Here is a 25,753-nt window from a genome sequence, read left to right as displayed (position 1 = left end):
TTTCTATTACTGAACCAAGAGTTACCGTTTTAATGTAATGGACTTTCCCATCCGTCAATATACTTTATTTTACTATTAATGTTCTTATCCAAAGGCTTTTGATTGGGAGGTTTTTTCGGGTCATAAACTACTTCGTTGCCGAATCGATCAATGTAAAAGGCCCTACCATCCCTGTAGACTAATGCTATATCATCTATAAAGCGACCAATCCTGTCGTAAAGAGGTTGTAATACTGTATCACCTTTGATATTGATAGCGCCATATTTAACATTGCGGTTCAACATAACTGTATCCTTTAGTCTTTTTAGTAAATCCCTAGGCCCTTCATGAGCACTTTCATGAAGAGTTTTACTTTCACGCCACGTCTTACAGCCATCACAAAAATTAGTGATACTGTCAAAAAATGGTTTAACAAGCGAATATCTTGGGGGTATGACGACCTCACCATTCATATTGGCAAAACCGATCATATCGTTTTCGTTTAGGATACGAAACAGGCCATGATAGATCTCATCTGGTGCATTGTCGAATGGTAAGACTCTAAAAAGTTTTTCGTCATTCTTATTAATAGCCCAAAAACCTTGCTTTGGAATGGCAACGAATCCGATCGTCTTGATCGTGTCAGTGAAGCAGAATTTATATTTGCCAATCGGAATGGCTATATTTCCTTCCCTATCTTTGTAACCGGATCGTTGATAGTCTTTATGCATGTCGCTCACTCTATAGAGATAATCGTCTGGTCCATACTGTTTCTTGGGTTGGCGGCAGCCTATAAGCGGAAGTAGGAACAGTAAGCCAATAATTCTAGTAAGTGCTTTCATTGCCTTTTGTTTTTTAATTTTTGTCCAAATAATACTTCCACTCTGGGGCTCTGTTTACTAAATCTGCATTTCTTCAAATACTTGTTTTAATCGTTTAATAAACTTTCCCATCCATCAATATACTTTATTTTACTATTAATGTTCTTATCCAAAGGCTTTTGATTGGGATGTTTTTTCGGGTCATAAACTACTTCGTTGCCGGATCGGTCGATGTAAAAAGCTCTACCGTCTTTATAGGCCAGTGCAATATCCTCCTTGAACCGGCCAATTCGATCATATACGGGCTGCAAGATTGTGTCGCCTCTAATATCAATTGCACCATATTTAGCATTACGGTCAAAAAGGACTGTATCTTTATGTATCTGTAAAATTCGAGACAGTTTTTGGTGCTTAAATTCATCATTGGAAGCACTTTCTCGCCATGTTTTACATCCGTCACAAAAATTTGTTATGTTATTATCAAAAGGATCTGCATATGAATACTGAGGAGGTATAACCACCTCACCATCCATATTCGCGAAACCGATCATATCGTTTTCACCGAAAATCCGAAACAGACCATTACGCAGATAATCGGGACCATTGTCAAATGGAACGACTCTAAAAAGTTTTTCGTCATTCTTATTAATAGCCCAAAAACCTTGCTTTGGAATGGCAACGAATCCAATTGTTTTGATCGTGTCGGTGAAGCACATATAATATTTGCCAAAAGGAATTACCATTTTGCCTTGCTCATCCTTATATCCATATTTCATAAGGGTGCCAGTAGTATCAACCACTAGATACAGGTATTCATTAGTATACGGTTTATTTTGTGAGCAACCGACAAAGGGAAGCAAAAATAATGACCATATTAATTTACGTACTGTTTTCATGAATGTTTATTTTAATTTGTTCTGACAAAATAAACTTTAACATCTTGTCTGTCGCTATAATCCGTACCTCCCATGACTTTAGTGCCATCCCAAAAATCTATGTGATCATATCTTCTGTCAATACCCTGGAAATCTTCATAATAAAGAAAGCCTTTCGCTCCTTCCGGAATTGCACCAGGATCAGAAATTTGTGTCATGCTACCATATCTGTTCGAAACATAGTCTTTCATTTCAGCAGCTCTGTAAAAGTACCACTCGTTTTGACCGTCATTATTCTGATCTCCCGACACCGTCTCTCCTGATCTATACGGTATGGCGTATTCGGGCCCCATCATATTAAGAGCTAAAGATAATGAACTCGCACAGGTTTCTCGCCAGTTATTCGGTTGCGAATTATAATTTGATAAGAAATTTCCTCCGATCCAGTTTGCAATAAGTTCACCACTTGATACGTTATTAGCATTAGCATTTGTTTTTGCAGAAATTATTCCCTGAAAATAGTGTATAACGTCATTCACAGAGGTATTCTGCTGATATCCACTAGTATTCTCTTGTCCCGGAATGAAATAGCCTTGGCTTTGGAAAAGATCTAAGTAAGCTTGTTCATAGCCATTAAAACCTGTACTCCCGAATTCGAAGCCACTGCCTCCATTGTCATCCATGTTGTATCCTGTCGAATAACCTACGACCGTCACTTCCTCAATCTTTATCGCACCTCCTAGAAAGTAATTGCCGCTGGAATCCTGCGTAAAGGTAAATCCCATGGCACTAAAATAGTTGACAACGTCTTCTACGCTGGATTGTGCTGTAAGGCCTGAGCTATAGCTCGAACCGTTGCCGCCCATCAGTTGCGCTAGCTCAGCCTGTGTGATGATGGTGAGTTCCTTTTCCAGTTCATCGAATGCAAGTTTAACTTTGTTTCTCATAATGTTTAATTTAACTTGTTTAAATTGATTAATAATATTTTATATGTTTATACTGTTCTGTTTTAAATGTCCTCTAAATTGTATCCATGAATGCTCCCAAAAATGGGCCATAATCCCCGATTTCCGGTATTCTGGCTGTTTTCTTATTTCGCTGTAGTCATACTCAAAAAAGTCTTTTACCGGAATCTTGGTCTGTTCAACAGTGTCTATTTTTTTTAATGACTCGCGCATCCGGAAAGATCCTTATCAGCGGCAGCAGGAACATTAAGCCAACATTTTTAAGTAATATTTTCATAGTATCTGATTTTGTATATATAAAGGATCACCATCAGGCTCCATTAAAAGAATAAAGGCGTTTTTACTATAAATACTCGGGATCCAATTTTTTAATATCCTTGTATGGTATGAAGTCCTTTGGGTGTTTTTATCGTTATGCTTTCGTCACTATTCAAACGTACAGATACACGGATGAATGTGTCATGTCGTAGCCCTGATGTTTCTAAAATCGCTGCCTTCCAGGATTTACTGCTTTTACGAAATTCCTCTACAATGATATCTGATAAGGATGATGGTTTCCCAACGATCTGTTCTACATCACCTAAGCTGTCGTTGCGAAGAACCATACACTTAAAGACATAAACGGAATCTACTTTTTTGCTAACCTTTTTTTTCTTTTTGTACCTTATGCTTATTCCCTGCTCCAGATCCTTGATATTACCGCCATAAGACGCGGGCCATCCCAGAAATTTTTGTTTCTCGTTCTCAATGAAGTCCCTGTCTTTTATAAATCTATAGACAACGGAATCCCTAAACATAACAATACTATATAAATCATTCTTAGACGTCTCATGCGATTCAAAGTCCGAAAACTTTATCATTTTCAATACAGTATTATTCACATTGTACGATTGATGAAAATAAATTGAATCAGCTTCATATTCTAAATCAAAGTATAGTGACTTATAATAGTTGTTCTCATCAAATTCTCTAAGAAACAAAAGTGATCTACGAGGTATACGGTTACTATAAAGCATCGTTAGGGAGTAAGCAGTAGGATACTTTGTAAAAAAAAATTCTACATCTTTATTTGGTGTTTTTGTATATTTTATATACTTATTCTCACTATATGAGGCCTGTGAATAACTATGATTAGAAATACCTAACAATATTACCGTAATAGATAGGCTAACCAATGCTTTCCGCATAAAGGGCTGCTGTTTTTTCCATGTATCCATAACGATTATTTTAATCTATAATATTTTACAGACCCTGGGTACAAAATTGTAGTACTTTCTTCGGTATGTCCTTTTTGAAATGCAGCTTCTGAAGAATATGTATTTACTCCCGAGACCATTCCTTTCGCTGTGAAGCCCTGTGTCATGCCATATGTTCCAGCATGTATTGCATAGTCACCGGAATATATTACCGCAAGGCTAGCATTAGGGTCGTAGCTGGTTGTCTCCTCAAAAAATGCATTTTTATATGACTCAAAAGAAAACTCATTAGTGGTCGTTGATGTATCGTCCCAAAAATAATAGTTACCATCTGCAACGGCTAGTCCAAAACAATTCGACTGATATTGTGCATCAAGAGGTAGAAACTGTCCTGTATTGGTATCCCAAACAGATGTTGTTTCGTATACGATATACTTCTGCCCGTTTTTTGCTAATAATTCCATTTCCTTATACTCGAATATTAGTCCATTTACCGTAGAATTTTCGCCTTCTGGAAAGGTTGTTGTTCTTCCAGTTGGAGTTGCAACTATATTGCCGTTTGGATCTCTTTGCCATCTGTCATTAGGATTTGAGTTGTTGTTATCGTTGGGAGAATAATAAGTGTAGCTCCCATTATTGAAGCTGAATGCGAAACCATAGGACTGTAGATAGGCAACGACCATGTCTGTAGAGGTCATTTCGCCATTAATCCCAGAGCTGTATCCACTTTGGCCGTCTCCACTGCTATTCATGCCAGTAGAGTAGCCCATAACAACGACTTCCTCGATCATGATGCTATTGCCGGAGCTGCTAAAATAATAGTTACCACTAGAGTCCTGGGTAAGTGGAACACCAATGTCATGTAGATAAGATGCCACTTCTTCTACCGAGGCATCTGCACTAAGTCCTGATCCATTGCCGCCCATTAGCTGCATCAGTTCGGCCTGTGTGATGATGGTCAGTTCTTTTTCCAGTTCTTCGAATGCAAGTTTAAGTTTTTTTCTCATCGTTCTTTTTTTAGGCTATCTATTTATTTGTTAATTTTTCCTTATTTTATGGTATTCTGTTTAGCTGTCTTCTGGATGGAATCCATGAATGCTCCCAAAAATGGGTCATAATCCCCGATTTCCGGTATTCTGGCTGTTTTCTTATTTCGCTGTAATCATACTCGAAGATGTCTTTTACCGGAATCTTGGTCTGTTCAACGGGTGCTATTTTTTTTAATGACTCGCGCATGCGGAAAGGTCCGGAGTAATCTGGTGTACTTATTTTATCCCGTTCGCCCCGGTTAAAGATGTCCACAATGTCGTTTGCAATAGTGGAGAGATATACATTTGCTTTACATGCAGAAAAATGTTCGGATGCGAGAGTTTGGTTTGACGGGTCTTCGACAAGATAGCCTTGCTTTTCATGGTGTGCTAGAGAGATAAATGCTTCCACATCGTTCAGACTGATGTCCCAGTCCACATAATATCCACCGTAATAATGCACTACAAGGTATCGGCCAATATCGGCAGCTTCTGCGTGGTTCCGGGCGGAAAGGAAAGCCTGTAGGGAGAATGGATAGTATTCACCGATAAACTTCTCCAGCATTTCATCGTCCCAATAAATAATTTCGAAACCTTTACTTTCTAGGATTTTCCATGACCTTAAACAGATCTGAGCCAGCTTAGATGGTTTCCTACCTACGATTTGATGTATTAGCTGTGGTACCATGTCAAATTTCTAATGAAAAAGATTTGGAATAAGTATATCGTTGATTCACAAAATGCATGTGTTCGTAAAAACTGAAATATGCTACGGAGTTGCGCCAAGTTCTTAGGTAGTTAAGACATTTTTCCTCCAAGAGGGTAATTTCTGTGGAGGCATTTTCATATTGTGTGTCTCCATCAAGATCGATCATCGGCTTTCCGTTCAATTTTTTTAAAAGCGCCTCTTTAACTACTGCATCTTTTTCAAAACGTTTCATGATTTGCCATGATTTCTCATAAGGTCGAGTTATATCCCATTTTAAAAGGTTTCGATGAAGAAACAAGACACTTTCGTTCTCGTCATGTTGTAACATCGTATTGCCATAAAAAGCATCCTCTTTTATTGTTCCACAAGTGCCCGGAAGCGTCGGAATCATATAGAATGATGTTTTCAACGCAAACCATGCAAACCTGAAGGTGTCTTTATCACCATATAGTAATTTATAATAGTATTTTTCCAACATATTGAAATGTAAGCACAGATTCAATTCCTTCCAACACATTTCCTTGTTAACTAGCAACTGTCCGCTCTCTTGCTCGGGTGTATCAAAAGCACTCGAATCTATAATTTTCCAAATAGGATTATGGGGGTCCGTTATCCAATAGTCGGGCCAGAACACCGTTCCTAAACGGTTGTATTCGGGGATATCAAATAAATAGGTCGGATCGCGTAGGCAGACATTGTCCGAATCTATGTACAATACTTCTCTGAAAGAACTATGCAAGATAGCTAGGGGTTTTAAAAACACGCCTGTCCTATCGATTGGCCCAAGGTCCTGAAAATCTCTGAACCGAACATCTAATCCTTCAAAGAACTCCATCACATCGATAGATATCTCGTTTCCGAGATGCCACACCTCAATAGGTAAAAGGCATCCTAAATTCCTTAATTCATTTATAGACACCCACAGACAGGTAACGTGGCTGACTCCACCGGCAGTATATACAATGCCTTTTTCAGCATAACGATGATGTGGATATGCGGGGATCTTCGCAAGGAATGCTTTCCAATCTTGTGCAAGGTATTCTATGTCATGCTTTGGCATAACATAACCTGTATATCGAACCCTGTTCTTGTTAAAATACATGACGTAATTTTAGACACAATTAGACATAAGCAGAGGGGATAAGTGTAGCTGATTAATATTGCACTGGGATCGGTCTATAACTGCTCGGCTTATTTTTCCTAAAATAGGGAATTTCCAAATAAAAGGATGTTTCACCGTGCTAAAACGATTTCTTTATGACGTTTAAATGACAGAATGGAAAATTGGCTTACGTTTGGGATAGGGAGTTATGTTGGTAGAACTTATAGGCTGGGAACAGGGATCAGGAGATGACGCTGTCGTCGTTCGTATGTTACGATTATGGTGCGTTATGTTATCTATTCAGAAGGCGAACGAAGTGGTAGCATTAATTACTGGACTGCAAGGAGATCCTTTCGATAAGTTCCTGATTATAGGTTTCATGTTTAATGTCGATCATGACAATATCGCTGGTGGTACTTTTTGAAGAATGTGTCACGTTAAAAAAAGTCCGGCTATAACTTTATACAGCTCGGTGGATTACTATCGTCGCTAGCTTACTATTAGCGGAAGAATAGTATTTTTTTCCTTCTAATGTAATCTGATACATTTGTGCTCTTGAATTAGGCTTGTGAGGTTTTGTCATTTTTATCCAGTTCGCTTTAACGCATATGTTAAGACAGTTAAGATGATGCACGCAATAGTTGACAGAATTTTTTCATTATCTCTATTGTTGGATCTTTTTAAATAGCTAATAGCGTCCGTAGTGAGGGTAAGGTCGCCGATGCCGAGATTAAAGTATGTTGTTCCATTTGCATTTTGAGGACTGGAACCTACTACTTTCTTGATCGTACATTTTGGTAGTTCACTGTCAAATTCAAAATCAATGTGACCATCATTGGTTTAGAAAGGATAACTATCTAAGTTCATAATGGTTATTAAGCTAATTTAGAAAAATTACTCTTGTGCCTTATTGCCCAGTTGTAATACCTTTTTGCCTGCTTCGGTAGTATGGTATTTTTGATCATGGCGACGGGGAGATTCGGGATAGAGCATCACTATCCAATTATTTTTAAGCGCTATGCTGAAAACTATATTGAAGTTCTTACTTCTAGAAAATAATCCCACTTTTTGGACAAATATATTTTTTGGAACCGTCGTAAAGCCAATAATAAGTATTTTTCCTAGTCGCTGGATATCTTCATCTCGTAAAGTGATTAATATTTCATTTCCGTTCAACTTTTTCACTTGGTTCTTTACATGTGTTATCTGTTCTGCCGACAACGGTTTATCCGACTTTTCGAGCGGGGGTTCAGATAATTCGGCCAGTTGTTCGGCGATATTTTCACTTCCTTCTCGAAGACCTTTAAATATCTTATGCAAGGTTTTTAACGTCATCGGTATTTCGCCTCTTTCGTACTTTCGGAGCTGATCTTCATCCATGTCGATTGAATTAGCGAAGGTTTCCGCGCTTTTATGGCCTCGGGATTTTCTTTTGTCTCGGATAAAATCCCCTAGCGTTTTCAGAAAATTTTCGAATTCTTTGTCCTGTTCTTCATTTGTATTTGCCATAAAACAATTACGTCATTAAGTTTTTAAGTCAACAGGAGTTATAATTATTGTTTTTACTTGTTTTTTCGTATTTATATATTTATATTTGTCCTATTCGATATATAATGTAATATGTAAAAGTATATGTGATTCGTATAAAATGTTGTTATTATGCAAAGGCGTTGAATAATAACAACATTAGGATGCTTTAAAAATCTTGCGGAGAAAAGTAGGACGTTCGAGCGCAAGGAGTAGGAAAGGCCTTTGTCTTATGCTATCTTTGTATAGCCATAAGGCGGGTCACCCTGCTTGCTCTGTGCTCGGCCGTTGAAAAACGGTGGCCGTCCTACGCCTTCTCGGCAGAGCAAGCAATAGGGTGGCTTTTTTTCGCTCGTTTTTTGTTTCCTGCCAGATTCTCTCAAGGTCGGAAAATAAACGAGTAAGAACGTGAAAAAACAAAGAATTAAAAATCTGATCTGTCCGCCCGAGTAACACGCGCGAAAAAAGCCAATATGGCTTTCTAAAAGAATGCGTAAATCATCACCGTTATTTACCTGAAGAAGAGAAGAACTCGCATTCCAATTAAAATATTTTATTAACTGCGTGGCGGGCAAAGTAAAGCGATAAGATAGCTGCAGAATTTTCATCGCTTTCCGTTTTTTCCCAACACGCCTAACTATTAAAAGAATGCGAAAATTACGCAAAGGGGAAAGCTATGGACTGCAGTCTCAGCAGGTAGCTTCTCGAGATAATATATATAAGGAGAAAATATCTCCTGCACAAAAAATCTACATTGATGATGCCCGGATAGTGAAATATGGGCAATTTCTTTCCATTATGGCAAAGGAGTTTCGTATAACGGAATTTGCGGATTACCAACCTTCCAAAATTATCGATAGTTTCTGGTCCAAACACAGTTGGGATAATACGGAACAATTTAACCTGTTTGACTTGATTCTTCTGGCGCAAGGAGCCGTTGCTGAGAAAAGCAACGAAGCCAAGGCACTGAATAGTTTCTTAAAAGATTTTTTGTCTTATATGATGGCTAGCCATACGGTGCATTATATAAACCGTACGGATAGTGCCATCGGCCGGTCTTTGTCCGCAGAACAAGTAGGTGACATTAAAGAAGGAGTAAGATTAGATTTTGTAAGTCGTTTGTCAGGTCTGAGGTAATGAATTGCTACAAGAAGAATAGTAATTCAACGCCTAGGGCCTATGGATTACGGTTTGCCGTCCTGATATTATTGTTTGTGTTGTTTAGTGATGCCCAAGCGCAGTCGGGTCGTATCCTCGGAGGAGCGGTACGCTCGGCTGCCGACGGGCAGACTATCGAAGGGGTATCTATCTTTACTGAAAAAGGAAGGGAGAAGACCAGTACCGATCGCGACGGTAAATTTAGCCTACGTGTCGGAGCTGCCACTGGCATATTGCACATTAGACACATCGGCTTTGCCGAACAAAAGCTAGGTTATGATAAAACAACTTCGCATTTGGAAATTAACTTAATTCCCGCCGAAAACCAGATTGAAGAAGTTGAGGTGGTAAGCACGGGGTACCAGTCGATCCCAAAGGAAAGAGCAACTGGATCTTTCGTGCAGATCGATAATGAGCTGCTCAATAGGAGAGTATCGACCAACATCATTGACCGCTTAGACGGTATGGCTCCGGGCCTTATCACCAATCTGGATAGGAAACAGCGCGGGCAGGGGGATATTGAAATACGGGGTAGGTCAACCCTATATTCCAATAGCGAACCATTGATCGTACTGGACGATTTTCCATTCGAAGGAAGTCTAGAATCTATCAATCCGAATGATGTCGAGAACATTACCATCCTCAAAGACGCGGCAGCAGCGTCCATCTGGGGCGTACGAGCCAGCAACGGCGTGATTGTCATTACGACTAAGTCCGGAAAGCAGGGGCGTCAGCCAGTTATTGAATTCAATACGAATATGTCGTTAGCGGGTAAGCGTAATGTATTCGATCAGCCAATGCTTAGTTCATCCGAATTTATCGACATAGAGCGTTTTCTTTTTGGGAAGGGACGGTATAACTCTACGTTGAATACAGGCTGGCAGCCCGTATCACCTGTCGTAGAAATTCTGGCACAGATGCGTGCAGCGACAATAACGGAGCAGGATGGGGAGCGGATGCTGGCAACAATAGCCGGCCAGGATGCTCGGGGACAGTATAATACGTACTTCAACCAACCGCTGCTCAATCAGCAATATAATGCCTCGGCTCGGGGCGCTACCGACAACCACGATTATTTTATTTCGGCTGGCATGGATCGGAATAAGGCGCAGACCGTAGGAAACAGCTTTGAACGTTGGGCCTTACAGGCAGCAAATACCTTGCGATTCTGGGAGAACAGGATAAAGCTGTCCCATCGGATACTCTACAGCAATAAGATTGATAGGCAGGTAGCATCTAGTATCCCTTCCTCCCCAAAATATCCCTATAGCCAATACATCGATGCCGATGGTAATCACCTTCCCGAGGTATCTACTCTCAGGCTCTCTTATATAGACGGCTTATCAGAAGAGAGACTGCTGGATTGGCAGCTAAGGCCGATGGATGATCTCCACACTAGCGATTTTTACAGTAATAACCGAATGACGAACCTAAGGAATAGCCTACAGATAGAAGCGAATATAATAAACGGGCTCAAGGCTTCTGCTTTGTACCTATATGAAGAATCTTATAGCGATGCACCTACCTATTACGGCCCCAATTCCTACTATACGAGAAACCAGACCAATAGTTTCTCCTATCTAAATTCCAGCGGAAATTTGGAGTATGGTATTCCCTTAGGCGCTATCAAATTGGTCAGAAATGGGAAAGGACGTAATCAGACAGGGCGTCTTCAGGTGGAATATGATCGATATTTTGGCAATGATCAACAGTTCAATATGCTTGCAGGTGCAGAGATCAGAGAAAATTCGGGTCTTAATGCATCGTACGGGTGGTATGGATATAACGAAGAGAACCAGACGAACCAAAATCATCTTGTGAACTATTTGGAACCATTTAGGATGTGGCATAGTGGTCAAAGTTTACGCATACCGACCATGACCGATCAGTCGTCTGTGCAGGATCGCTTTGTGTCATACTACACCAATATAATGTATGCGTTCAAAGACCGCTACCGCCTGAGTGCAAGCTTGCGTCGCGACGGTTCTAACCTGTTCGGTGTAGATGCCAACCAAAAGTTCATACCCCTGTGGTCGATAGGAGGGCTCTGGGATATACATAAGGAAACCTTCTTCCCGCAACATGTACTTTCAAAGCTGCAGCTCCGGACTTCGTATGGATACAATGGGAATTTAAACCGCTCGGTATCTGGATACCTGACGGCTAGACAGGGGACATTTACCCTAGCAAATGGTCAGCCTTACTATGAAATCGTGAATCCGCCCAATCCGGCGCTTCGTTGGGAAAAGGTGAGGAATATCAATGTAGGTGTCGACCTGACTTCGCACAATCAACGTATCTCCGCCACAGCAGAGTACTGGCAAAAGCGGGGGCAGGATCTGATTGCAAACCGGCCTACGCCCACCCAGGTAGGAGTTGCCGGATTTACGGGAAACACGGCAAGCACGCTATCGAAGGGAATCGATGTCTCCGTTCAATCGCGTAACCTTACAGGTCGGTTCAGCTGGTCCAGTCAGGCTTTTATCAGCCGTGTGACCAATCGCGTGCTGGATTATCATATCGTTCCGGCAACGAATTTTGCGATCATGTCTGGCATCAACGATTATCCCCAGATAGATCATCCGCAGTTCGCCTTCTTTGCGTTCCCCATGAAAGGGTTAGATGAAACAGGTGATCCAATAGGATATCTGGGAGGGCAGGAATCAAAAGACTACCGTGCCATCAAAAATACGCAGGATCTTTCGGAAATGGAGTACATGGGCACATCTGTACCTACCTTCCACGGTACGCTTTGGAACAGCTTTAGTTACTCGGGTATGGAACTTTCGTTTTCGTTACGTTGGTACGCAGGTCATGTGTTCCGCAGGAACTCACTGGACAACGCGTCAATATACAACGGAAGTTATACCGCATGGGACTACCAGCAAAGATGGCAAAACCCAGGTGATGAAAACAGCACCGATGTGCCTGCATTGGTGTATCCAAACAATGTTAATAGGAGCGATTTCTATAAATATAGCGGCCTGTTGATCGAGCCGGCCGATCATCTTCGCTTTCAGGATCTTCAATTTGCATACAATGCCGTTACTTTTGCCCGTAAATTATCAGTTGAACAGCTTAGGTTAATTCTTAGCGCTACGGATATAGGTGTGCTCTGGACCCGAAACAATAAATCAATTGATCCGGTATTCTTCAATGGTAATACCATCAGGACCACATATTCACTAGGTATTCAAATCAGACTTTAATAGACATGAAAAAAATTGTAACAGCGATAAGTATACTACTGCTCTTCGGTGCCTGTGAACGGGAGTTTCTCGCCGTAAAACCGAGCTCGAATATCATCCGTCCACAGACATTGGAAGATCTCGAACGGCTGTTGGATTATGATCTGGTAATCAATGTAAACGGCGCATTGCAGCGGTTGGCATCAGATGAATATTATATTCCCACACCACAGATATGGCAGGGTCTATTCAGCTCGACGCAGCGAAATGCGTACCTATGGAATGCAGATCTTTATGAAGGGGAGACCAACATCAAAGATTGGGATAATTTATATACAGCTATTTTCTATGCCAATAGTGTGCTCGAAGAACTGGATCGAATTGGCGGGACAGATCAGACCCGGATTAACGATATCCGGGGAAGAGCGCTCTTTGTACGCGCCTATTCACTGTTCGATCTGCTTAATACCTTTGCACCATTTTATGACGTAACTACAGCCGCCACAGATCTTGGTGTCCCGATACGGCTTTCCGCCGATATTAATCAGGTGGAAAAAAGGGCAACAGTACAGGCCTGTTACGACCGGATTCTTACCGATCTTAATGATGCCGTAAATCTCCTCGTTACCGAAAGGCCAGCTCAGATACGTACACGGCAGAGCAAGACTGCGGCTTATGCGATGCTTGCAAAAGTCTACCTGTATATGGCGGATTTTGCGAAAGCAGCGGCGTCGGCTGATGCATGCTTACGCCTTTACCCGGTTATTACTGATTTTAATACGGTAGCACTGGATACCGATCAGCCTTTTCAATGGAACAACGACGATGTTATTTATTACACGACACAGGTATTGGATTATACAACAACTTCCGGTGTTGGTACGCTCACCGGCAATTATATCGGAATGGATACCGTACTCCTTGACTTATATGATGCGACGGATCTACGTCCACAAGTTTTCTTTAATAAGAACGCGCAGGGTAGATATTATCGAAAGATGATGTTCGGAAGTACCGGTGTAAACCTATATCCCTTCACTGGTCTGGCAAGCGATGAGATCTACCTGATCAAGGCGGAAAGTCTGGCGCGCACCGGAAATTTGTCCGATGCGACGGAGACATTACTACAATTACTAAGAAAGCGCTTTCCAGCAGGCTACGATTTCGGGATAGACGATTTAACCAAGAATGCACTGATCGAGCGAATACTACTGGAACGTCGTAAAGAACTGGTATGGCGGTCCACCCGATGGTCAGACCTGAAAAGACTATACAAATTAGGTGTTGATACGACCTTAACACGAAAGCTTGGAGACGATGTGTATCTGCTTCCCATGAACGATGCACGCATTGTCTTTCCGATTCCTGATAACGAAATGATACACTTACACTAAATAATTTAAGATTTATGAAGTTAATATATTACACCATTCTAGTATTGTTGGCAATTGCATGTGCGAATAATAGCAATGTAATCGCAAACGATACGAAAACAGCGAAGGTCACATTTTCGTTTGATGACGAACTTTTGTCGAAAGGAAACTTGAGATTAGAGGTCTCGCTTTTTTCGCATTTTTATATTACGGCTATCGATCTGTATGACGAGAAGTACCGGTATGCCGTCGAAGATAAGAACATAGCATTCAATATCCCCCTTGAGCAAGATATCTCCGTGATCAAAGTAGAGCTCTTTTTGGATGATGTTCCTGTCTTGTTCTTCCTGCCAGCAAGCGCTTACCTGATCGAGCCAGAAGACAATCTGTCCTTTCAGCTCGGTAAAAAAATCACGCTAGGTGGAGTAGGTAATGAGAAGAATATAATTAGGGAGCGAATCGCTGGAGTAAACAGGCGTATGACCTTGGGTTGGTTGGATTATTACATACAAAGCGGCGATATCTCCATGTATTATGCTGTACGTAATGATTTTTATAATGCGATGATAGCCAGTAAGGTCCAGTTATTGGACCTGAAGCGCCAGAAGATAAGTGATAATGTATATGATTATATAAAAGACGAATGCGTTTATTTCACGGAGAGTATGCGGATAAATCCAATGGTAAGCTCAGTAGAGCCCGGAGCTCCTTATCAGCAACTGTTGAAAGAGCATGTAGTGCTGGAATTTGATGCTTCGATTCGTAAGCGTATGGGGAGCGCTGGAAAATCCTATGCCTACACAAACTACCTTACCGATGTATTTGTAGCTAAGTATTTTATGGAAAAGTATATCGAAGATCCCGAAAGCGTACCGCTTATTTATCTGAACGAAATTTATGAAGAGGTTATAAAGTTTGATTTGGACGATGAGACTAAGGATAAGGTTACCGCATTTCTGTTCAGTCGCTTGGGCACAAAAGCGATAAACGGTGAAGAAGTCATTGAAAAGGCGCTAGACCGCGTGGTAAACACACGTATCAAGTCTTATTTAGAGGATATCAAAAAAAGAAGATACAGCAACGCCGATGTCTATCCGTTCCGATTGGAGGATGTTAATGGAAATATCTATACGCCTGAATCGTTCAGGGGAAAGAAGATTATCTTGGATTTCTGGTTTGATGGGTGCACGGGCTGCGCGCTCTTACATAAGGAACTGGTAAAAATCGAGCAGCAAATAAATGATCCTTCTATAATGTTCATTAGTGTAAATGTAGATGTAAACAGAGAAAGGTGGCACCGAGGAATGGCAAGCGGAAAGTATACATCCGAGGGAGGCGTCAATTTGCGGGTTATTGATCCCCAGCCAAATATGGTTTCCTATTATGGTTTTATCGCTTTTCCACAGGTATTGGTTGTGGATACTCAAGGGAAATTGGTGTCCTATGACCCTCCGCGACCAATCAATGCGGAAGGTAGAAGGGGCTTTATAGAATTGTTGACAAAGGTCGATTAGGAAGAAAAGAAATGGGGCCATCGGCCCCACTCTTCTAGTTTTGATAAACACCGTTCGTATTAGATGGTTCGATCCACCCATTTGTTTCAAATGCTTCCAACTCCGAAGCCGTGTAGCTATCTTGTGCAGGAATATTGTCCGGCGACAAGATTTGATACGTACAAGGTGTTGGCTCAGTAGCTTGACAATCCATAGGATTTATCGAACTTCTCAGCTCAAACTGTCCGCTTCCCTTATTGACAAGATGTCCAGTCGCTAATTGCGCTTCTGTACGGGCACTTGCCCAAGAACTAGCACCTATTGCTAAACCTAATAGCGCTACTCCCAGCACCAATGTTTTTGTTGTTTTTTTGATTAAAGTCATTTTAGTAAACTTAAATTGTATAATTTTTTAGTCGTTTGATAGCCCACATACCTAGCCCAATCCAAACAGCATTGAATATCAGATGTGTGTGCCATCCCATTTCTTCGATCACGCCGCCGCAATGGCAAAGCCGCTTCTCTGCAAAGAGCAGCATCAGGGCAATATAGAGTGTAAAGACCCCCATCAGCACCGTAGATGTCCACAGCGCCCATCGCTGCATCTTCCGCCAGGGGTAAACCAATACGATCGCCAGTAGGATTTCTAGAAGGGGAATACCCCAGCCGATAAATTCGGCATATTGTCCTAACACCGGGATGCGTTTGTTACCCTTTACGAAGGTCTGCATATTCACTAATTTGTTATGCCCCGTAAACATGTACAGAAAGGCGTAGCCGTACACCACCACCCAATGGCGCTGTTGAAACAGCCAGCGGGATTTACGTATAATCCACTGCCAGACCTGTGCTGTCCCTGCTTTGATACTGCTCTTTACTGTTGTGAGGTGCTTTTCCATATTTAATTGCGCTGTATTATGATCTGTCTTTCGTATAGCGATCCCTCGACTGCTCCAGCCGCTGAACCAGGGTGTATTGACGTACCGGCCTACCCGGGAAATACCGCAAATTTTCGTCTATATAATCTTGTTTTCATATCGTATTTATTTTGCTGTGTGATCTGCTTCGCTTTCTATATCGTTTACTCCGTAATAATGCCAAGGATCGATGGTGCCATCATCTCGGCATGTTCCATTCACAGTGAACATAGTACCTGAAGTTGCGCTATCCAAAAAAGTGATGATACAGCAATAGATTTCGCTCCTCATCTTCAGATAAAGAAGTCCCATCATAAACAATAGAATTGTCCCCGATAATGCTAGTAGTATTCTTGTACTCGTTTTCATATTTTTCATGACTTCTAGGTGCTGCCTAGGTATATATGTTCTTGCGTTGCTTGTCAATCTATTCCTGATCATCAATTGTATATTTCAAAGATCTGAACTGTTTTTTTGAGTTTCGGCGTCTCTAGAGACGCTTTTTTTGCTTGTTTTTGCCAGTTAAGAGAAAATAATCGGCGCGCTGGACGGAACTCCGCGATAGGCCAAGCAGATCCTTCTGCTCGTTATGGCTCAGTATATGGTATAATTCCGGTAGCTTTTCGGTAAACTGTGTATAGCACGATATAATATCATCCTTAACAAGCGAAAGCTTCCGCAGGCGGGCAAGCTGCCGCTTCTTTTTATTCGTCAGGGCGTCCATCAGCGTATCCAGACTTTTTTCCTCCTCTTTAAAGATTTTTATCGTTCGGTAGGGTATAATCAATACGGCACTTGGTCGCAGCGCCACGATTTTACCATCGCCCTGATTTTGGGAGTACAGATGCTCAGTGGTAAATAGCGCCATTCGGGGTAATCCCACAGAGAGTATATTTCGGTTTCGATTTTCCTCGTCCATTGTAATGCGGGCGACCATACCGCTACAGACATAAAATACGAGCTCATCGGTCCATCCTTCCTCATAGATACATTGCTTCCGGGTATAGTAATGATAGTCCGTATGTTCCGTGGCCCATTGTTCGTGAAACGGTTGGATCGCTCCGAATTTTCCCCAATGTTGCAGAAGGAGCTGTATCGACGCACGGTGTTTTCTGCTTATCCGACGCATACCCATACATCTAAAGTAAATTCCCGAATATTTTCCGACTTTGTAGTTCGGAGATAGCCATAAACTGGCTTAGCTCTCGATTGCTCAGGTACTCCATATACTGGCCGCATTCAGACAGAAAGATCTGAATCCGCTCTTTTGGATCGTCGAGCTCGCGGAGGAAAAAGGGGAGGGCATGCCCGGCATCATGTATTTGCCATACCTGCTCGATCCAATTGGCAACAGCTCGATGCGATTGGAAGGTAGCCGACAGCACCTCTATCGGTATATGTAATACCCAACTTGGCTCTAGCGCCTTGTAGGTATTATTGTACCATAGCGGATGGTAGATAAATGTGGTTCCTTTTTCAATAAACTGCATAAAAGTCGGCCTTCCTTTAGCCGCCCGCCGGTATTCCTTGATGAGTCCCTCTGCTACGAAACCAATACTTGGGTGCCGGATGTCCAGATTGGTGCCCCGAGCGTAATAGCTAAGTTCTAATGCGGCAAGCAAACGATGGAGATCCCGCTGTGTAAAATGCTGGTTGATCTCTTGCTCACTTTCAAATAGGGATAAAAAATAGGCTTTCATAATTTTCTGTTGCGTTTTAAGGGTTAGCTGTACCGCTTTATACAGCTAAGAAAGCACAAAGATCGTTGCGCATCAAGTGACAACAGTGACGTTACCTGTGCGGGATAGGGTTTTAATGCAATGGTAATCCATCTGACGATACTTTTCCGTGTGAACTCGGGTGACACAAAAACAGATATCGGCTGACGGATGCAGTTTATCGGCTCAGCACAGTCATGTAACTTTTTTTTCTTTTTTCCTTGCAGACTATAATAGGTTTGGTTCATGATGCATACGTTTTTGGGGCCCCATTAGGATTTAACTTAATGAACAGAAACGATGAACTTGATGAATATCGTATGGCAACCTAGGGCAATAGGATAGAAAATCAAGGGTCATCAACTTAAAGCAATGATTACAATGAAAAATGAAAACATTTCTGCAAAGCAGGCAAAATCTGTAAAAGAAGTACTGTCAAAAGCGTTACAATACAAGCCATTTCCCCTAATCGGACGGGGCTGTACACTGCTTTTATCGAGGGAGCTTTCAAGCCCCTGCGATGTAATTCTTCCGGGGATCGATTTCTTCTAGCATAAATAACCGCATTCCCGCAATCGGTAACAACGGATACGGGAATGCATTTTAATATATATATATCGCCCTGCAGAAGCAATGCATAGGTCTATGCCGGGCAATTTGAACCGTAAATGGTATAAAGATGAATACAAAAGAATATTACCTGACAGAGCTGCGGCGCATAAAGTCCATATTGGCAGCGCAAAACCCAATGTTGAACAATGAGGCGGTCAATTCGTTCGCGTTTTTAAGTGCGAACCTGGGACACTTTTTACCCATGCTAAACTATGAAATGCACATAAATATATTTCGGCAGTTCCAGCTACAGCACTGGCTAAATGCAAAAGATGTCGCTTTTTTTAAAGAAGAATATCCTTTGCGTATCACTGGATGGAAAGCAGTGTTGACAGAGATACGGAAACGACCGGGTATCATATGCACGTACCATTTTGGTGCGTATCAATTGATTAATTATTTGCTTGTCAAAGCACAGGTTCCCTTCGCGCTGCTCGTCGCTGGCGTGGTTAAGGAAACCTGGAAGCGACGCTATCCAGATCTGTTGGAAGCACTCCACGAAGCGGAAGAGGCAGGCCGGTTTGTATTACTGGATGCGAACCAAGCGGCATCGCTTCGCCGGATGTATAGCTTATCGAAGAAGGGATTTCAGCTGTTGATCTATGTAGATGGTCTTGAAGGGATCAGGCAGTCCAAAAATGCGGGTCTGGAGCAGGTGTCCTTTATGGGGCAACAGGTAGCCGTACCCTGGGGTGCGGCACATATCGCACATACCTTAAAACTACCGATTTATACCCTATTGGCCTTAAGGAAAGAAAAATCCGTCTCCATTCAAGCTATACCAACTATACATCCAGTAGAGGATGTCGATAGGTCAATCTTTGTCAACGCCGTGATGGGCAAGCTGTACGGTTGGCTGGCGACGTTTCTCATTCATTGGCCGGAGCAATGGACCAATTGGCCATATGTGCATAACATACGGATAAACCAACATCAGCTCTCAAGTAATCGATGGCGAAAGCTAGATTCCGAGGCATATACGGATCAACTGAAATATGGGATTTATACTGATGGAGATTCGGATTTTTTGCTTCGCAAAAGCGATATGACTACTTTTCCGATCGACCGTACGGAATACCACATGCTCAGAAAGCACTGGTACGGGCAGGGGAGATAATAAAATATTTCTATAAAGTTTGTATATTGGCGTTTAAACTACTCCTTTCTTGTTATGCCAAGTCAAATTTTTTTTAAAGAGAATTTAAGGATTCAGGCCCATGGATGGCCCATTTATATTGCACTGATGTTATTAGTTAACCACAACATAAGGCCTGAGGTAACGGCCTCAAACCAATTGATCGCGTTTGCGATAACATTGCTGATGTTTAACGCTTGTATCGGTCTTTTTTACACACTGTTCCTGAAGAACTGGATATGGAAATCTGCAGTATTGATCGTCGTCTTATTTTTTACAGCAACGGAATTGATCCAACATTTTGGCGCGTCGTGGATCAGGGATTCTACAGGACCGATAACCCTATTACCTTGGTCGCACCAAGATGAACAATACTATTGGCGCATGTTCAATAGGTATCTTGGATTGTTGATGATGTCGGCGGGTTTGGTCTTCCATATCAGATCAGTCATAAATGCCCGCGGACTTAAGAAAGAAGCGGAACTCCGCCACAAAAAGGAGCTGGAAGCAAAAGAGATGGAATTTGCCTTCCACATGGTACAGATCAATCCGCATTTTTTATACAATGTCCTTAATGGAATGCAGCAGCGTACGAAAGGAGTGCTGCCTGAGGTAGCGCAGAGCCTTGATCAGCTGGGAGATCTAATGAACTACTTGCTCACCGCATCGAAAGACGGGGTGAAGCGGGTGCTGCTCTTTCGTGAGCTTGAAGCGATAGAATCCTACATACTGCTGGAACGTAGCCGATTCGAGAATTGCCATGTGGATTTTAAAGTAACCGGCGAACCAACCATACATAAGCTGGTACCGGGTACGTTACTTACGCTTGTCGAAAATGCGTTTAAATATGGCATTTATACAGATGTGGATCATCCAATTGAAATCCGCTTGCTGATCGAAGCCGACAGCTTTGTATTTGAATGTTCAAATACGATTGATCGCTCCCGGAAGACATCAGCTTCCTCGGGTCTCGGACACAAAAATATAATTGCCCGTATGGATGCCGTATTCGCCGGCCGCTATACGTTCGAAGCGGTCGAAGAAGGGGATACATATAATGTAAAACTGATTATCAACCAAATTTAATACAGGAGAAAGCTTATGAAAATACTGAAATGTTTAATAGTGGACGATGAAGATGCCGGTATCGAGGGACTCACGGCGTTGATAAAGAAGCGGCACGACCTGCTGTTGGCGGGATCGACAAAGGATCCCAGAGAAGTCGTTCGGCTGGTTGAGAAGCACAGTATAGAACTCGTGTTCCTTGATCTGCAGATGCCGCACATGCATGGACTCGACGTAGTCAAAGCCCTGAACGGCCGCACAGAAGTGATCTGCTGTTCGGCGCATAAAGAATTTGGTACAGAACTCTCCGAGCTTGAAGTCGCGCTGTACCTGAAGAAACCGATCAAGGAGCACCTGTTCAACAGGATGGTGGAAAGAGTGTGGGAAGTCAAGGAACGCCACCCCGTTAATGCTGACAAAAAGCGGATAACACCACTCGATCTGAAGGAAAGTTTTATGTTTCGCATGCCGGATAATGAGGTATTGAGTATGCAGCTGATCGATATCGAGCTGATCGAATCATCAGGAGATAATACCTTTGTAACGCATACAGATGGTCGGGTCGAATTGTGCTATGGGCTTGGCGAATTTATGAAACTCCTACCGGCAGCCCATTTTATAAGAATACATAAGGGTTACATTGTCGCAGTCAAAAATATAGGTAATATCAAGCTTACAGAACCGTCAATTAGTCTTCGTAATTCATTGTATGTAAATTCTATACCGATTGGAAGGACTTATATGGATAAAGTTAGAGAGCTTATAATGGAAATGGAAATACGAAATCGAAAGCATGGAAAATAAAGACTTACAAGTACACTATCAGATCCTTTGGGAGAAGTACTTATTGCTTGGGGAGGAGGCACTGACGCGTGAAGAGCAGGTAGCACGCTTGACTGCATTTAACAGCGAAATAAATAGCTTTTCGAGCCTGGTACATCAATTTATGGAAGAGATGACCGACCAAATCGTCAGTAGGATGGGCTTGCAGAATGCAATAAGCGATGCGACGATAAATGACAGCGCTTTCGCGTCATTCTATAGTGATCAGATAAACTTTTACCGTACCTGGTTAAATAATTTTGAACAGATTATAGATAAATCAGCAAATAAATGTACTATAGGTCTTACCGTTAGGCAGCTCTTGCTGCTGTTGCGATTGGCAAAGGACATGGAGCTGCTTCCCGAACCACAGTTAAAACCGTATCTCCGTTTTTTACAGCTAAATGTGCGTACGCCTGTGCAGGAAGCACTTTCTTACGAGAGCCTGCGAAAGAAGTACAGCGAGTTCGAGTTGACGACAATTAGGCAGATCCGCCAGCTGCTGGAAAGGATGCTCCGTAGACTGAACCACTACCAGGCAACACATACGAATAAATAAGAAATTCTTAAACGCTAACCACTTTGTAAACCGCTTCGTTAGGAGGGATGCAGGTATTGTTCATGGAAACCTTTTTAGGTAGATCTGCCTTCACTTTTTGGGATAGTGAAGATGTGAACGAGTACGTGTATAGGAGATGTGTGGGTCGTGAAGAAGCACAACCTAGTACCCTATGGAAAACTTACTACAAATATTGATTGAACAACAAAAAAAGAATATCAAACTCACCAAAAAGCAAAATAACCTCATCGCCAAACTGGTTTCGATGAAGATCCCCGTAGATAAAGAAACACTGAAGAAAATGGTCATGGATAATATGGATCTCAAAGCGCTGTTTAAATCTGGAAATACCAAATTCTTCCAGATGAAAAAGCTTTTCAAAACCTATGAGCTCGATTCAACGGATTTCTATTTGGCGGATGAGGTGCTGGAAACAATTAAAAAGCACCAGGCTCTTCCAAAAAACAACAGGGAGGAAAATGACGGTCCATAGCACCGTCATAGATATTATCACCATCGATGAGTTGTCCCGTCATCGCGATAGTAACATCGTCGTCATCGCGAACCTGAGACACGAAGGTGTGGCGATCTTTTACCCCCACTTTGCCCTAATAATTTCCCTAGCCTGAGCCTAGCCTAACCCAAGAACAAGCCTAGCGCAATCCAAGAAACACCCTAGCACGACACAACAACAAGCCTACACCAACCCAAGGATGACCCTAGCTAGAACCTACCGCAGTACAGCCTATACCCTGTCTACAAACAAGGAACTTCCAATAAATGCCCAAGACACGACTGGCAAAACGCAATGTATTCTTAATTCACTTCATAATTATTCATAATCGTTCATAATAATCCGTAATCATTCGCAAAGTATTGATAGTCATTTATTTATGAAAAATTTTATAAACCTTTGTTTCAGTAAGCCGATCGAAAGGGTACCCCGGGAAGCTTACGGGAACAAATTTTTTAACAGTAATAAAGGACTAAAAAAATGGCAAAGTCAAAAGACAATGTGGTGATGCAGGGAGCATCAGGTAAAGTAGGAAGAAATTTAGTCTTCCGTCAAAAAGGCGATCAGACAATCATCGCCAAAAGGCCAAGGACAGCAGCCGACAAACCGGCCAGCGAAAAACAGCTGAAAGTGCAGAACCGCTTTTTAGATGCTTCACTCTATGCAAAGAAAGCGATCAAAGACGAGGAGCTGAAAGCAGCATATGCTGCAAAAGCGAACATCAATCAGTCGGCCTACAACGTAGCATTCAAGGACTATTTTACCGCTCCTCAGGTACGGAGGCTCAACGACAGCAACTACAAAGGCGCGGTGGGAGATGAACTCAATTTCCTGATTAAGGATATCATGAAGGTCACAGAGATCAATATCGAGATATTGGATCAAAGTGAAATCCTGATCGAATCTGGACTGGCCGTTCCGCTCGATGCAGATAATGTTGAATGGAGCTACACAGCTACTGCGGCAAACGCAGACTACGAAAACGCGATCTATCGAATTACCATGCTGGATACACCGAAAAATATCACAACGGTGATCAAAGCATACGGTGAGGATATGACTTCATAGCGTAGGGTGACTAAGAGTTAGGTGGCTAGTTAATTGGTAACTAGTGATTGGTGACTGGTCTCTAGAAGCAGGGAATCAGGTAGCTGGAATCGGAAACCGTATTCGGTTACCTGGTTCCGGCTTCCAGATTCCAATCTAATATCTTACATCTAATGTCTCAAATCTTACATCTCACATCTGAAATCTAATAACTATGAAAACACAGATCACCCTGATACTCCAACGGAAATACGGAGATAGGGGAACCAACGGAACCATTTATTTTCTGGGCGACGCAGTCTGCCACACCATTGAGTTACCATGGCGGGATAACAAACGACGCGAAAGTTGTATCCCCGAAGGCCGATATAAACTGGTGAAGCGCACCTACGCTAAGAATGGAGAGCAAATCGGAATTCCAAATGTAACCGGGCGCGAAGCGATCCTGATTCATGCAGCCAATAATGCGCAGAAAGAATTGCTGGGCTGCATTGCACCCGTGACTACGCTTACCGGAGAGGGTACTGGCGACCATAGTCGTAAGGCACTCGATAAGTTGAAAGAACTGGTGTACAGCCTATGGGATATGGAGGCAGAAGTGTTTTTAGTGATTAGGGGGTAAGAATTACGAATTGGTGAATGGGGGTTAGAGACTAGGAGTTGGTGATTAGTGACTAGACTATTTTTCTCGTCTTCGCGAGCAGGAAAGACGTGGCGATCTTCGAGGGGTTAGAGACTAGGGGTCAGAACTGTTATTCTCGTCTTTGCGAGGAGCATAGCGACGCGGCAATCTTAGAGGGGTTGGTGTGACTAGTGACTAGGAGTAAGGGATCAGGAATCGGGTCTCTGATTCCAGTTTGCGGTTCTCATATCTCAAATTCACATCTCAAATCTAATGTCTTAATACTTAATACTTAATACTATGCGAAGCATTATAAACAAAATAAGCCAAGCGTTACAGGTGGTACTGCTGGCTCCAATCAAGTTGCCGGGGAAGGCATTGAACATTTTAAAATACGTAGCCGTGGGGCTGGGGATTATCGAATCTGTACTGGACGATGGGAAGCAGGAGTCGGAAACTGGGGATCGGGAATCGGATATCCGGGATCAGGAAAAAGATGCTGCGGACATTACTAGCATCGATGTCGGTGACAATGGAGGATCAAAGAATAAGGATCATGGATTAAAGATGGATGCCGAAGAAACGGGCGAGGACGATGGAGGAGGGAAGCGATGAGGCAGATGAATAATGTGCAGGCGGGTACGCTTGGCGGTACGTGCTGCTCAATCTGGAATAGCTTCGACTGGTCCAATTTGTTTCATACGGTGCTGATGGCTGTAATTGGTGCGGCAGTAAGTTACCTCGTGAGTAGATTGCTAGATGGTAAGCGACGGCGGCGCTAGCCGCTTCATTTAATTGAAAACCCCCGATGTGATCGTACATCGGGGGTTTTTAGCTATGAAGCTAGCTAGGAGAACATGAAAATATAAAATTATTGATCAATGCATCAGTGATTTACAATAAAGTTGTAAAAATAACGTTTAGTTTACTTGGAGGTAATGTTGTAAAGTTCCTATCTTTGCACCACTCCGCAAGGGAGGAACGGTCGGTCCGCAGGGTCCGGCACCTGAAAAAAGAAGGGTTTAACAATATTTAAACGCGGAAATCGGAGAGGGCCGAAAAAATAAATTTTTTTTATTTTGGAAGTTCGGGAAAGATTTCTACCTTTGCAGTCCCGTCGGAAACGAAGGGGTTTTTAAAAAAGATAAAAAGGGCCGAAAGGCTTTGAAATAGCAGCAGAAGCGCGAAGCGGATGCGGAGAAAGTTCTTTAAGGAAATGATCATGTAACGTAACGAGTAGCTGAAGTTTTTGGCGAAAGTTAAGAACGATAAGTTAGCAATAACTGACCAGCCAGGTCAGTCCGGAATAGATATAAAAACAAGACAAT

Annotated in this window: 29 protein-coding genes; 14 read left to right on the top strand and 15 right to left on the bottom strand. The window is 42.3% G+C overall.

Annotation, left to right across the window (positions count from 1 at the left end; all coding sequences use genetic code 11):
* Positions 1 to 29: 29 nt before the first annotated feature.
* The 7 genes from FAZ19_RS00130 to FAZ19_RS00100 all read right to left on the bottom strand — a co-directional run bounded on the left by FAZ19_RS00130 (position 30) and on the right by FAZ19_RS00100 (position 6,633).
* Positions 30 to 821, bottom strand: coding sequence for a WG repeat-containing protein (locus tag FAZ19_RS00130; RefSeq protein WP_136818576.1), 792 nt, complete (start codon positions 819 to 821; stop codon positions 30 to 32).
* Between the two features lie 86 nt (positions 822 to 907).
* Complete coding sequence (locus FAZ19_RS00125) at positions 908 to 1,696, bottom strand: WG repeat-containing protein (protein ID WP_136818575.1); 789 nt, start codon at positions 1,694 to 1,696, stop codon at positions 908 to 910.
* A gap of 11 nt (positions 1,697 to 1,707) precedes the next feature.
* Positions 1,708 to 2,622 carry a T6SS effector amidase Tae4 family protein gene (locus FAZ19_RS00120; RefSeq protein ID WP_136818574.1) on the bottom strand — a complete coding sequence of 305 codons (915 nt, stop codon included), beginning with the start codon at positions 2,620 to 2,622 and terminating at the stop codon, positions 1,708 to 1,710.
* Between the two features lie 386 nt (positions 2,623 to 3,008).
* Positions 3,009 to 3,857 (bottom strand): hypothetical protein, encoded by an 849-nt coding sequence (locus FAZ19_RS00115; protein WP_136818573.1) that lies wholly within the window; start codon positions 3,855 to 3,857, stop codon positions 3,009 to 3,011.
* A 5-nt stretch (positions 3,858 to 3,862) separates the two neighbouring features.
* Positions 3,863 to 4,843, bottom strand: a complete 981-nt coding sequence (locus tag FAZ19_RS00110) for a hypothetical protein (protein WP_136818572.1) — start codon at positions 4,841 to 4,843, stop codon at positions 3,863 to 3,865.
* A 46-nt stretch (positions 4,844 to 4,889) separates the two neighbouring features.
* On the bottom strand, positions 4,890 to 5,552 hold the full coding sequence (locus FAZ19_RS00105; RefSeq protein WP_136818571.1) for a glycosyltransferase family 32 protein: 663 nt from the start codon (positions 5,550 to 5,552) through the stop codon (positions 4,890 to 4,892).
* Between the two features lies 1 nt (position 5,553).
* Positions 5,554 to 6,633, bottom strand: coding sequence for an alpha-mannosyltransferase (locus tag FAZ19_RS00100; protein ID WP_169305520.1), 1,080 nt, complete (start codon positions 6,631 to 6,633; stop codon positions 5,554 to 5,556).
* A gap of 250 nt (positions 6,634 to 6,883) precedes the next feature.
* On the opposite strand from FAZ19_RS00100, the gene FAZ19_RS00095 reads away from it, so the two are divergent.
* Entirely contained in the window at positions 6,884 to 7,099 is a 216-nt protein-coding gene (locus FAZ19_RS00095; protein ID WP_136818569.1) for a hypothetical protein, read from the top strand.
* A 36-nt stretch (positions 7,100 to 7,135) separates the two neighbouring features.
* On the opposite strand, the gene FAZ19_RS24415 is transcribed toward FAZ19_RS00095, so the two are convergent.
* From FAZ19_RS24415 to FAZ19_RS00090, 3 genes are all read right to left on the bottom strand, one after another.
* A complete protein-coding gene (locus tag FAZ19_RS24415) occupies positions 7,136 to 7,309 on the bottom strand; it encodes a Fic family protein (RefSeq protein ID WP_373287719.1) in 174 nt (57 codons plus the stop codon).
* Positions 7,261 to 7,500, bottom strand: coding sequence for a DUF6934 family protein (locus tag FAZ19_RS24410; protein WP_373287721.1), 240 nt, complete (start codon positions 7,498 to 7,500; stop codon positions 7,261 to 7,263). Before FAZ19_RS24410 ends, FAZ19_RS24415 begins: the two co-directional genes overlap by 49 nt.
* 69 nt (positions 7,501 to 7,569) lie before the next feature.
* Positions 7,570 to 8,184, bottom strand: coding sequence for a helix-turn-helix domain-containing protein (locus FAZ19_RS00090; protein WP_136818568.1), 615 nt, complete (start codon positions 8,182 to 8,184; stop codon positions 7,570 to 7,572).
* A gap of 666 nt (positions 8,185 to 8,850) precedes the next feature.
* On the opposite strand from FAZ19_RS00090, the gene FAZ19_RS00085 reads away from it, so the two are divergent.
* Genes FAZ19_RS00085 through FAZ19_RS00070 form a run of 4 tightly spaced genes read left to right on the top strand, consistent with a single transcriptional unit; the run spans position 8,851 to position 15,435 of the window.
* Positions 8,851 to 9,339 carry a hypothetical protein gene (locus FAZ19_RS00085; protein ID WP_136818567.1) on the top strand — a complete coding sequence of 163 codons (489 nt, stop codon included), beginning with the start codon at positions 8,851 to 8,853 and terminating at the stop codon, positions 9,337 to 9,339.
* Complete coding sequence (locus FAZ19_RS00080) at positions 9,339 to 12,569, top strand: SusC/RagA family TonB-linked outer membrane protein (protein WP_136818566.1); 3,231 nt, start codon at positions 9,339 to 9,341, stop codon at positions 12,567 to 12,569. Before FAZ19_RS00085 ends, FAZ19_RS00080 begins: the two co-directional genes overlap by 1 nt.
* A 5-nt stretch (positions 12,570 to 12,574) precedes the next feature.
* Positions 12,575 to 13,942, top strand: coding sequence for a RagB/SusD family nutrient uptake outer membrane protein (locus FAZ19_RS00075; protein ID WP_136818565.1), 1,368 nt, complete (start codon positions 12,575 to 12,577; stop codon positions 13,940 to 13,942).
* Positions 13,943 to 13,956: 14 nt separating this feature from the next.
* A complete protein-coding gene (locus FAZ19_RS00070; RefSeq protein WP_136818564.1) occupies positions 13,957 to 15,435 on the top strand; it encodes a TlpA family protein disulfide reductase in 1,479 nt (492 codons plus the stop codon).
* A gap of 34 nt (positions 15,436 to 15,469) precedes the next feature.
* Here FAZ19_RS00070 and FAZ19_RS00065 read toward each other — a convergent pair whose 3' ends face one another.
* From FAZ19_RS00065 to FAZ19_RS00045, 5 genes are all read right to left on the bottom strand, one after another.
* Complete coding sequence (locus FAZ19_RS00065; protein ID WP_136818563.1) at positions 15,470 to 15,799, bottom strand: hypothetical protein; 330 nt, start codon at positions 15,797 to 15,799, stop codon at positions 15,470 to 15,472.
* A gap of 10 nt (positions 15,800 to 15,809) precedes the next feature.
* Positions 15,810 to 16,313: a MauE/DoxX family redox-associated membrane protein gene (locus tag FAZ19_RS00060; protein WP_136818562.1), complete on the bottom strand. Its 504-nt coding sequence runs from the start codon at positions 16,311 to 16,313 to the stop codon at positions 15,810 to 15,812.
* Positions 16,314 to 16,457: 144 nt separating this feature from the next.
* The gene (locus tag FAZ19_RS00055) at positions 16,458 to 16,700 is read right to left on the bottom strand and encodes a hypothetical protein (RefSeq protein WP_136818561.1); all 243 of its coding nucleotides are present in this window, start codon (positions 16,698 to 16,700) and stop codon (positions 16,458 to 16,460) included.
* A gap of 121 nt (positions 16,701 to 16,821) precedes the next feature.
* Positions 16,822 to 17,460, bottom strand: coding sequence for a cyclic nucleotide-binding domain-containing protein (locus FAZ19_RS00050; protein ID WP_136818560.1), 639 nt, complete (start codon positions 17,458 to 17,460; stop codon positions 16,822 to 16,824).
* 10 nt (positions 17,461 to 17,470) lie between these two features.
* Positions 17,471 to 18,031, bottom strand: a complete 561-nt coding sequence (locus tag FAZ19_RS00045) for a cyclic nucleotide-binding domain-containing protein (RefSeq protein WP_136818559.1) — start codon at positions 18,029 to 18,031, stop codon at positions 17,471 to 17,473.
* Between the two features lie 697 nt (positions 18,032 to 18,728).
* Here FAZ19_RS00045 and FAZ19_RS00040 point away from each other — a divergent pair.
* The 9 genes from FAZ19_RS00040 (at position 18,729) to FAZ19_RS23745 (ending at position 25,207) form a co-directional block, all read left to right on the top strand.
* Positions 18,729 to 19,778 carry a lysophospholipid acyltransferase family protein gene (locus FAZ19_RS00040; RefSeq protein WP_136818558.1) on the top strand — a complete coding sequence of 350 codons (1,050 nt, stop codon included), beginning with the start codon at positions 18,729 to 18,731 and terminating at the stop codon, positions 19,776 to 19,778.
* 54 nt (positions 19,779 to 19,832) lie between these two features.
* The gene (locus FAZ19_RS00035; protein WP_136818557.1) at positions 19,833 to 20,882 is read left to right on the top strand and encodes a sensor histidine kinase; all 1,050 of its coding nucleotides are present in this window, start codon (positions 19,833 to 19,835) and stop codon (positions 20,880 to 20,882) included.
* A gap of 15 nt (positions 20,883 to 20,897) precedes the next feature.
* Complete coding sequence (locus FAZ19_RS00030; protein ID WP_136818556.1) at positions 20,898 to 21,665, top strand: LytR/AlgR family response regulator transcription factor; 768 nt, start codon at positions 20,898 to 20,900, stop codon at positions 21,663 to 21,665.
* Positions 21,655 to 22,242: a hypothetical protein gene (locus tag FAZ19_RS00025; protein WP_136818555.1), complete on the top strand. Its 588-nt coding sequence runs from the start codon at positions 21,655 to 21,657 to the stop codon at positions 22,240 to 22,242. Before FAZ19_RS00030 ends, FAZ19_RS00025 begins: the two co-directional genes overlap by 11 nt.
* 172 nt (positions 22,243 to 22,414) lie before the next feature.
* Positions 22,415 to 22,735 (top strand): hypothetical protein, encoded by a 321-nt coding sequence (locus FAZ19_RS00020; protein WP_136818554.1) that lies wholly within the window; start codon positions 22,415 to 22,417, stop codon positions 22,733 to 22,735.
* Positions 22,736 to 23,236: 501 nt separating this feature from the next.
* Positions 23,237 to 23,824: a hypothetical protein gene (locus FAZ19_RS00015; RefSeq protein WP_136818553.1), complete on the top strand. Its 588-nt coding sequence runs from the start codon at positions 23,237 to 23,239 to the stop codon at positions 23,822 to 23,824.
* 193 nt (positions 23,825 to 24,017) lie between these two features.
* Positions 24,018 to 24,425: a DUF5675 family protein gene (locus tag FAZ19_RS00010; RefSeq protein ID WP_169305518.1), complete on the top strand. Its 408-nt coding sequence runs from the start codon at positions 24,018 to 24,020 to the stop codon at positions 24,423 to 24,425.
* Positions 24,426 to 24,725: 300 nt separating this feature from the next.
* The gene (locus tag FAZ19_RS00005; protein ID WP_136818552.1) at positions 24,726 to 25,040 is read left to right on the top strand and encodes a hypothetical protein; all 315 of its coding nucleotides are present in this window, start codon (positions 24,726 to 24,728) and stop codon (positions 25,038 to 25,040) included.
* A complete protein-coding gene (locus tag FAZ19_RS23745) occupies positions 25,037 to 25,207 on the top strand; it encodes a hypothetical protein (RefSeq protein ID WP_169305517.1) in 171 nt (56 codons plus the stop codon). Before FAZ19_RS00005 ends, FAZ19_RS23745 begins: the two co-directional genes overlap by 4 nt.
* Positions 25,208 to 25,753 lie beyond the last annotated feature (546 nt).

Source organism: Sphingobacterium alkalisoli, assembly GCF_005049105.1.
Lineage (GTDB): Bacteria > Bacteroidota > Bacteroidia > Sphingobacteriales > Sphingobacteriaceae > Sphingobacterium > Sphingobacterium alkalisoli.
The sequence above is the reverse complement of the archived record's forward strand: the minus strand, read 5'-3'. Positions and strand labels throughout refer to the sequence as shown.

Coding starts and splice junctions, on each gene's coding strand:
- FAZ19_RS00130 (WP_136818576.1), bottom strand. CDS start 821: ATGAAAGCACTTACTAGAATTATTGGCTTACTGTTCCTACTTCCGCTT.
- FAZ19_RS00125 (WP_136818575.1), bottom strand. CDS start 1,696: ATGAAAACAGTACGTAAATTAATATGGTCATTATTTTTGCTTCCCTTT.
- FAZ19_RS00120 (WP_136818574.1), bottom strand. CDS start 2,622: ATGAGAAACAAAGTTAAACTTGCATTCGATGAACTGGAAAAGGAACTC.
- FAZ19_RS00115 (WP_136818573.1), bottom strand. CDS start 3,857: ATGGATACATGGAAAAAACAGCAGCCCTTTATGCGGAAAGCATTGGTT.
- FAZ19_RS00110 (WP_136818572.1), bottom strand. CDS start 4,843: ATGAGAAAAAAACTTAAACTTGCATTCGAAGAACTGGAAAAAGAACTG.
- FAZ19_RS00105 (WP_136818571.1), bottom strand. CDS start 5,552: ATGGTACCACAGCTAATACATCAAATCGTAGGTAGGAAACCATCTAAG.
- FAZ19_RS00100 (WP_169305520.1), bottom strand. CDS start 6,633: ATGCCAAAGCATGACATAGAATACCTTGCACAAGATTGGAAAGCATTC.
- FAZ19_RS00095 (WP_136818569.1), top strand. CDS start 6,884: ATGTTGGTAGAACTTATAGGCTGGGAACAGGGATCAGGAGATGACGCT.
- FAZ19_RS00090 (WP_136818568.1), bottom strand. CDS start 8,184: ATGGCAAATACAAATGAAGAACAGGACAAAGAATTCGAAAATTTTCTG.
- FAZ19_RS00085 (WP_136818567.1), top strand. CDS start 8,851: ATGCGAAAATTACGCAAAGGGGAAAGCTATGGACTGCAGTCTCAGCAG.
- FAZ19_RS00080 (WP_136818566.1), top strand. CDS start 9,339: ATGAATTGCTACAAGAAGAATAGTAATTCAACGCCTAGGGCCTATGGA.
- FAZ19_RS00075 (WP_136818565.1), top strand. CDS start 12,575: ATGAAAAAAATTGTAACAGCGATAAGTATACTACTGCTCTTCGGTGCC.
- FAZ19_RS00070 (WP_136818564.1), top strand. CDS start 13,957: ATGAAGTTAATATATTACACCATTCTAGTATTGTTGGCAATTGCATGT.
- FAZ19_RS00065 (WP_136818563.1), bottom strand. CDS start 15,799: ATGACTTTAATCAAAAAAACAACAAAAACATTGGTGCTGGGAGTAGCG.
- FAZ19_RS00060 (WP_136818562.1), bottom strand. CDS start 16,313: ATGGAAAAGCACCTCACAACAGTAAAGAGCAGTATCAAAGCAGGGACA.
- FAZ19_RS00055 (WP_136818561.1), bottom strand. CDS start 16,700: ATGAAAACGAGTACAAGAATACTACTAGCATTATCGGGGACAATTCTA.
- FAZ19_RS00050 (WP_136818560.1), bottom strand. CDS start 17,460: ATGCGTCGGATAAGCAGAAAACACCGTGCGTCGATACAGCTCCTTCTG.
- FAZ19_RS00045 (WP_136818559.1), bottom strand. CDS start 18,031: ATGAAAGCCTATTTTTTATCCCTATTTGAAAGTGAGCAAGAGATCAAC.
- FAZ19_RS00040 (WP_136818558.1), top strand. CDS start 18,729: ATGAATACAAAAGAATATTACCTGACAGAGCTGCGGCGCATAAAGTCC.
- FAZ19_RS00035 (WP_136818557.1), top strand. CDS start 19,833: ATGCCAAGTCAAATTTTTTTTAAAGAGAATTTAAGGATTCAGGCCCAT.
- FAZ19_RS00030 (WP_136818556.1), top strand. CDS start 20,898: ATGAAAATACTGAAATGTTTAATAGTGGACGATGAAGATGCCGGTATC.
- FAZ19_RS00025 (WP_136818555.1), top strand. CDS start 21,655: ATGGAAAATAAAGACTTACAAGTACACTATCAGATCCTTTGGGAGAAG.
- FAZ19_RS00020 (WP_136818554.1), top strand. CDS start 22,415: ATGGAAAACTTACTACAAATATTGATTGAACAACAAAAAAAGAATATC.
- FAZ19_RS00015 (WP_136818553.1), top strand. CDS start 23,237: ATGGCAAAGTCAAAAGACAATGTGGTGATGCAGGGAGCATCAGGTAAA.
- FAZ19_RS00010 (WP_169305518.1), top strand. CDS start 24,018: ATGAAAACACAGATCACCCTGATACTCCAACGGAAATACGGAGATAGG.
- FAZ19_RS00005 (WP_136818552.1), top strand. CDS start 24,726: ATGCGAAGCATTATAAACAAAATAAGCCAAGCGTTACAGGTGGTACTG.
- FAZ19_RS23745 (WP_169305517.1), top strand. CDS start 25,037: ATGAGGCAGATGAATAATGTGCAGGCGGGTACGCTTGGCGGTACGTGC.